General features: G+C 70.7%; 6 protein-coding genes. 1 reads left to right on the top strand and 5 read right to left on the bottom strand.

What is annotated here, in order from left to right; translation table 11 throughout:
• Positions 1–126 (top strand): integrase core domain-containing protein (locus ACLJPL_RS33700; RefSeq protein ID WP_411079414.1); only part of this gene is annotated, 126 nt, incomplete at its 5' end.
• Between the two features lie 877 nt (positions 127–1,003).
• Here the strand turns inward: ACLJPL_RS33700 and ACLJPL_RS33695 are convergent.
• The 5 genes from ACLJPL_RS33695 to ACLJPL_RS33675 form a co-directional block, all read right to left on the bottom strand.
• Positions 1,004–2,008 carry a 3-oxoacyl-ACP synthase III family protein gene (locus tag ACLJPL_RS33695; protein WP_411084755.1) on the bottom strand — a complete coding sequence of 335 codons (1,005 nt, stop codon included), beginning with the start codon at positions 2,006–2,008 and terminating at the stop codon, positions 1,004–1,006.
• Complete coding sequence (locus ACLJPL_RS33690) at positions 2,005–2,268, bottom strand: acyl carrier protein (RefSeq protein ID WP_411084754.1); 264 nt, start codon at positions 2,266–2,268, stop codon at positions 2,005–2,007. Before ACLJPL_RS33690 ends, ACLJPL_RS33695 begins: the two co-directional genes overlap by 4 nt.
• Before the next feature lie 75 nt (positions 2,269–2,343).
• Positions 2,344–4,218 carry a ThiF family adenylyltransferase gene (locus ACLJPL_RS33685; RefSeq protein ID WP_411084753.1) on the bottom strand — a complete coding sequence of 625 codons (1,875 nt, stop codon included), beginning with the start codon at positions 4,216–4,218 and terminating at the stop codon, positions 2,344–2,346.
• A gap of 214 nt (positions 4,219–4,432) precedes the next feature.
• A complete protein-coding gene (locus ACLJPL_RS33680; RefSeq protein ID WP_411084752.1) occupies positions 4,433–4,837 on the bottom strand; it encodes a hypothetical protein in 405 nt (134 codons plus the stop codon).
• 202 nt (positions 4,838–5,039) lie between these two features.
• Positions 5,040–7,145 carry an MMPL family transporter gene (locus ACLJPL_RS33675; protein WP_411084751.1) on the bottom strand — a complete coding sequence of 702 codons (2,106 nt, stop codon included), beginning with the start codon at positions 7,143–7,145 and terminating at the stop codon, positions 5,040–5,042.
• Positions 7,146–7,205 lie beyond the last annotated feature (60 nt).

The raw sequence follows: 7,205 nt of genomic DNA, 5'->3' as shown, positions 1-7,205 counted from the left end.
GACCTGGACCGGATGGAAGCATTCACCGACTGGCTGCACTGGTACAACTACCACCGACCCCACACCGGAATCGGGGGCCAGCCACCCGCCAGCCGCGTCACCAACCTGTCCGAACCACACACCTAGGCGGTGAGACCGTGACGTCGTCCTTCAGCCCCTCCCTACTCGCCGCCGGACGGATCGCGGCGGCCGGTCACCGGGTGATGGGGTACGACGTATCGCAGACGATGGTGGACCTGACCCGCGCCCGAGTACCCGATGCCTTTTCGAGCTGGCGGACATGCGAACCTTCCCCGACGCCGACGGGCAGTGGGATGCGATCACGGCGTTCTTCCCGCTGCTGCAGATGCCCCGGACGGGCGGATCTGGACACCACCCTTGCCCGGATCGCGAACTGGCTGGTCCCGGGGGGCTGTTCGTCTTCGCGACCGTGCTCTTCGCCGCGGACGCCTGGCTACGAGGCGGACCGGGCCTCGGTTCACCGCTCAGGAGAGCCCCGACTTGCCCGCCCGCACGCGGAGCGACTGCGAGCCCTCAGGCCCCGCTCCGGTCCGCGGCCAGCAGGGGCAGCCGGGCACCCGAGCTTAGTAGCCCTTGATGAGGGCTACCTCCGCGCCCGCGCTCATCAAGCCCTCCGCCGCGGCCACGTGGCTGGTATCTGCGCGTCGAGCACGGCTGCCGCTGCTTCGCGGATCGCCCCCCGTCACGTCCTGAGGTTTCTGCGACCTCCCAGGTCGACAGGACGAGCACCTTGTCCGTCCCGGGGTTGCTCACCGTCATCGTGACGACCCGCGCCGCGTCGGCTCGGGGGGCTCCGTGGTCGAACGCAGCGTCATCCTGGCCCATCGGATCGGGCACGTCCCGGTCGCTGAGACAGAGGTGCAGTTTGTTCTCGTTCTCGGGACCGCAAAACGGCCCGGAGGGGGCAAAGTACATAGCGAGTAGGGTTTCGCCCGGTCCAGTACTTCCAGGGTGAGCTGCTGGCTTCGGTGGGCGGCAGAGGTCACAACCAGTGCTGCACGGATCCGGCCCAGCTCATCCCCGCGCCCACTGCCGCGTGCAGGACGGTCTTGTGTGGCGTGAGTCTGCCCTGGGCGCGAGCCGCGTGCAGGGCCATGGGGATGGATGCCGCACCCGTGTTGCCCAGCGTGTCCGCCGTGACGACCAGTTGTTCAGCGGAGATGCCCAGTTCGGCGCCCAGCGTGCGGAGCATGCGCGGGTTGGCCTGATGGGGGATGACCAGGTCCACCTGGTCCAGGGAGAGTCCGGACAGCTCGGTGAGCCTTTCGACGATCCTCGGGAAGATGTCGTGGAAGTAGGCCGCCACCGCCTTCCCGTTCATGTGGAGGTAGTGGCCGCCCTGGGTGACGGTGGCCTCGCTGGCCGGGAGCGCGCTGCCGCCGGCCCGGATGCCGACGATGTCGGCCAGGGCGCCGTCGGTTCCCTGCACACTGCACAGCATGCCCTGCCCGGCGGTGGCCGGGCCCACGACGGCCGCCCCCGCGCCGTCGGCGAACAGTACTCCCGTGGAGCGGTCGAGGGGGTTCTGGAACTTTGAGAACGTCTCGGCCCCGATGACCAGCGCGCGGCCGTCGGGGTGGGACGCGGTGAGGACGTCGCGGGCCAGTTTGAGGGCGTTGAGGAAGCCCGCACAGGCTCCCCCGATGTCGGTGGCCCAGGCCCGGTCCGCCCCGAGGCGGTGCTGCACCCGGCACGCGGTGGCGACGGCGAGCTGATCGGGTGTGCTGGTCGCGAGGAAGATGACGTCGATGTCCAGCGGGCTGAGACCCGCGTCGGCCAGGGCTCGTTCGGCGGCCGCGAGTGCCAGGTCGGACGTGGTCTGGCCGGGCTCCGCGTACAGGCGGTGGGTGATGCCGGTCATCCGCTCGATCCACGCCGGCTCCACACCGTACCGGCCGGCGATGTCCGCGTTGCTCACGCGGCGGTCCGGAAGGTGTACGCCCAGCCCGTGGATTCCCCACGCGGTGTGCAGCGCGTGACCGCTCACGCGAGGGCCTCCCGGGCGCCCGTCTCGTACACGACCTGTGCGCACCGGGCGACGGTCGTCCCGGGCTCCGCCAGCAGTGTGTCGTCGACCGGTGTTCCCAGTGCCTCCTCGGCGCGCACCGCGATCTCCACCACTTGGAGCGAGTCGAGTTCGAGGTCCTCGATGAGCCGGCTCTCCGGGGCGATCTCTTCCGTCGGTCGCTCGGCGACCGCGGCGACGATGGACGTCACGTGGTGAAGGGTGTCGGCAACACTGTTCATGAGGGATTCCTGTGGTTGGGGGGGATGGCGCACGGCCCGTGAGCGCGTCGCCCGGCGGGCGGCGCGGAAGGAGGGTCACGCGACCGTGCTCCGGTCGCCGGCCGTGAGGAGTTCCAGGTCGGTGTAGAAGCGGCCCGAGGGGCGGGGCAGGTTCAGCAGGATGCGTCGGGCGGCATCGGCGGTCAGCGCGCCGCCCAGCGCGACGCCCGAGGCGAGCTGCGGCCAGCTGCTGAGCGTGCGGCCGATCTCGGCGATGGACGCGGTGAGTTCCGGGCTGAGGCGTTCGCGGTCGACCATCGTGAGGATGACCTCGGTCATCTGTGCGGGGGTGAGGTCCACCAGGTCGGCGGAGGTGGTGTCGCCGAGCAGGCCGTGCAGGAGCGGCCGGTCCGGTTCGAGGTCGAAGCGTTCGACGTCGAGAAGGCCCCGGTCGTTGGCGTCCATCACGACGGGGACGCGCAGGGCGCGCGCGTGCTCGCGGGCGGCGAGCTTCACGTACGGGGTGTCGCACTCCTCGACGAGGAGGTCGATGGCTCCCCTGCCGCCGGTGAAGAACTCCTCCATGGTGTCGCCGGTCAGACCACCGGGGTGGATCTCGATGTCCAGCCAGGGATCGATCTTCAGCATCTGACGTGCCGCCAGCACGCATTTGTTCAGGCTCAGGTGGTGCACTCCGGCCCGCAGGCGGTTCAGGTTCGACACGCTGAGGCAGTCGAAGTCGGCCAGCTTGAACGCTCCGCCGATGCCCTCCATCGCGAAGGTCAGGGCGGCGCTGCTGCCGACCGAGAGGCCGACGATCCCCACCCGGCGCCCCAGCAGCCGGCGTTGCTGGGCCCGGTCGATCCGGCCGCGGTTGCGGTCGGTACGCACCAGGCGAAACTCCTCCCGCGGCAGCAGGTGGACCAGCCGCCCCGACCAGGGGTACCAGACCCATGTCCCGTACTCCTGCGGGTCGGTTCCGCCCAACTGGTCGGCCACGGCCCGCTCCACCTCCCGCGGCGAGGAGCGCAGCCGGGGTTCGCGGCTGGTGACCAGCTCCACCAGCTGGTCCTCGATCGTGTCCAGCACCTCACGGACCTCGCCCGCATCGAGGAGGTCCTGGACGCGTACGCGGTCCTGCTCACGCCCCAGGTCGAAAAGTTCCGGCTGCCAGCACGGATGCCCGCCGTCCTGCCGCACTCCACGTGCGGCAAGTGCAGACATCCTCGACCGCGTGACGGTCGGCCCTCCCCGCTCCGCCACGGCGCGTTCGGCCCGACCGAGCCCGGCTTGCCGCGCGGAAACGGTCACGGCCGGAAAGACGTCCTCCAGCCGCTCGACGAGCTCCGCGTACTCGCCCGCCGGGAAGGCCGACCGGTACAGCATGATCAGCACATCCTCGGTGTACTGATCGACGTAGCGGCGCGTGCCGGGCACGGCACGGAATCCGAACCGCTCGTGGAACCGGTCCTGGCCGTCGGCGGTACCCGAGGTCCCGATCATTGCTTTGGCGCCCAGATGGCGGGCTGCGGCGACGGCGAAGGCGTTCAGGTACACGCCCAGGCCCAGCTTGCGCGCCTGGTGCTCCACCACCAGCCGGCTGTGCTCGAACGTTTCCGCGGTACCGAAGCCGCACTCCCGGAGCACTTCCTCGTAACGTTCTGCCCCCAGGTAGGCCCGCGTTTGGAAGAGAGCGCCCTTCTCGGGCGTCGAGAGCCGGACATAGCCCAGCGGCGGGCCTCCCGCCTCGCGCCTCCCGATGAAGTGCCAGGCTCCGAAATCCAGGTCCTGGTCATCGTGGTACCCGCCGTCTGCCCTACGGAAGTCAGGCCGGCGCCCGCGGTCGAACAGGATCCTCGCCCTCAGCTCCCTGAGCTGCCGAACCACCTCCACGTCGTCAGAGGCCCCTCCTTCGAGACGGAACGCGGACACGTGCCACGGCACGCTGTCAGCGGCGGAAAAGTCGTTCATGCCCAGCAACCTTCGATAGTGCGCCCGGCGCGCAATGAGCGCACCCAGCAGCACAACGAGCGCCCTATCCGTAGGTTTCGCGCTGTCTGCGCCCCATGGGGATCACCTTTCCTGCAGGTGATGCCTACGGGGCTCTCCGCGACGCAGGGCACGTACGCGCAGGCCCGCCCCGGGCCCAGCGGGACGGGGCGGGAGGAGGGGGCCCGGGGCCCGGTCAGGCAGCCGTGACGCGGAACGGCCGGCTGTGGGCGTCCAGCAGCACCTGGCTGGTGACCAGGACGAGGTAGTCACCTGCCGAGGTGCCGGGGGAACGTGACGCGCACCGACGTCCGGTGGGCGGCAGGCCGGACGTGAGAACGATGCGGGTGGCGGTGGAGGCGCCCTCGCGCTGTACGAAGTGGAGATCGACCAGGTCGACAGGGCCGGTGAGGGGCCGGCGGAACAGGTGCTCCTGGCCCGCCTTCCGCACCTCCCCTTCGCCGGGGAGCTGCGCGACCAGGCTGTCGGCGCCGAGTTGGACGGCCGCCGGCAGTGTGCTGAGCAGGGAGTTGGTGCGCCCGGCGACACGGCGTACCGCGCCGCAGGCGCCCTCACGAACTCCGTGGGTGGGGGTGGTCACTCGATGTGCGCCCGGTCTCGGCGTGGAAATCGCTGCCCGCCGAGCCTGCGGAACGAAACACCCTGGGACCGCACCCCGAACAGTCCGCGAGTCTCAGATTGGTGAGCCGAGGTACGACAGTTGTCGCATAGGCAGGCTTGGTGTCACTCCGAGGCCGTTGCCGATCGTCCTGGCCGATCGCCGTGGCCGGGCAGCCGGGGGGTCAGCCCGCCACGGCTTCACTCGGGGCGGTGCGCGGGCCGCGACGACGTCGTCGTCCGATGTGCGCGGGTCTCCACCAGTTGACGGGACCGAGAAGTGTCATGACTGCCGGAACGAGGATTCCGCGGACCAGGATCGCGTCGAGGACCGCCGCGGAGGCGATGCCCGCACCCATGAGTTTGAGGATGGTGACGTGGGAGGTCGCGATGGCAGCGGTGGAGATGGCGAGGGCCGCTGCGGCTGAGGTCATCAGCCTGCCGGTGCGGGAGATGCCCGTGACGACGGCCGCCCGGTTGTCCAGGCCGCGGTCGAACTCCTCCCTGATCCTGCCGAGGAGGAAGACTTCGTAGTCGAGGGACAGGCCGAATACCACGGCCAGGGTGAACAGCAGCAGACTTGCGTCGAGGGAACCGGTGACCGTAAACCCGCCCAGCACGTCCGCCCCGTGTCCGGACTGGAAGATCCACACAATCCATCCGAGGCCGGCGGCCAAGCTGATGACGGCCACCGCGAGCGCCTTCAGCGGTGCCATCGCACTGCGGGTGAACGCGGTGAGCGCGGTCAGCAGGAACACACACATCGCCACCACCACCCACGGCAGCGCGCCGCGCACCGCGTCCGTGGTGTCGGTGATCTGCGCGGCCCGACCACCTACCAGGACCGGGCCGGGCGCAGGAGTCTTCCGCAACGCGTCGACCAGGCTCGCGCCCTGAGGTGTGTCGGGTCCCACCGTTGCCGCCACCAGCACCACCACCGGGCGCCGCTCCCGCTGCACCTGTCCGGGTCCGCCCGCCGCAGTGGTCGGCACGACGCGCACCGCTCCCACATGCGGCAGCCGGGCCACGGCGGCCGTGTAGTTCGCGAGGTCCTCGTCCGGCCGTTCCAGGGCCACCACCTGGACTCGCTCCGGAGCGACCTCGAAGCGGCCGCGCACATCCGCGGCCGCGGCGGCGGACGAGGCCGTCGGTGCCAGCGTCCGCTCGTCGATCGCGCCCAACCGCAGACCCGTTGCCGGCCAGGCCATCACCACCAGCACCGCCAGCGCTCCTAAGGCCGCCGCCGCAGGCCGGGCCGTGACACGGCGGGCGAGCTCGCGCCAGAACCGGCTCGGCCCCCCGATGGAATCCCGGCGCAGCCGACGCAGCGGGTCGGCGCCATCGACGCGATCACCCAGCAGCGTCAACGCGGCCGGCAGCACCGTCAACGCGGCCAGCGCCGCCAGCATCGTCACCGCCACACCCGCAAGAGCCAGCGCACGCAGCAGCGGAACGGGGATGGCGGCCACCGCCACCAGGCATGAAGAGATCACTACAGCCGAACAGAGCACACAGCGCCCGGATGTAGCAAGAGCTACTTCCAGTGCTCGGGCGCGCGGCATACCCTTCGCGTGCTCCTCCCGGTAGCGGGCGAGGACGAACACGGTGAAGTCGATCGACAGACCGAAGCCGATGGCCGCGGCCGCGTTGACCGCGAACGCGGACACATCGGTCATGTGGGCCAGCAGGCCCAGCAACGGAGCACAGCAGACAACGGCCGGCACCGCGACCACGAGCGGCAACGCGGCCGCAGCCCAGGAACCGTAGGTCAGCAACAGGAGAAGCACGATGAGCGGTGCAGCCCAGAGTTCGGCCCTCAGCAGATCGGCCCCGCCCTGCCGGTCGATCTCGGCCGTCGCCCACGAGGCCCCGCTGGCGTCCACCCGCATCCCCGGCACAGCGGCCCGCGCCTTGGGCACCAGGCGCAACGCCGCTTCCTTGCGGTCGCCATCGCTGCCCGACAGCGAAACCGTCACCAAGCCGGTGCGCCCATCACGGGAGCTCAGCCACGGGTCCCCCGTGGCAGCCGACCGCACCGTACGCACGGCCGGCTCTCCCGCCAGCACCCGGGCAACAACACCGGCACCCGCCGCGACCGCCGGCCGTGCTCCCCCGTCGCGCACCGTCAGCGCGAGTAAGAGATCCGGGGTGCCGACGCCCAGCAGCTCAGCCTGTTTCTGAGCCCTGGCCGACTCGGTGCCGGTGGCGATGGTCCCCCCAGCGCCGAAAGCGCCGGACACCGCGGGAAGACTCAGGAGGGCCACGACCAGCGCGATGGCCGCGCCTGTCACCACTCCCCTGGCCCGGGACGCCGACCACGCCCGCCTCCCTGTCCCCTTCCCGCTGTGTAC

This window comes from Streptomyces sp. cmx-18-6 (assembly GCF_046548915.1).
Taxonomy (GTDB): Bacteria; Actinomycetota; Actinomycetes; order Streptomycetales; family Streptomycetaceae; genus Streptomyces.
Note: the sequence above shows the minus strand (reverse complement) of the source record. Positions and strands in the feature narration are given on the sequence as shown.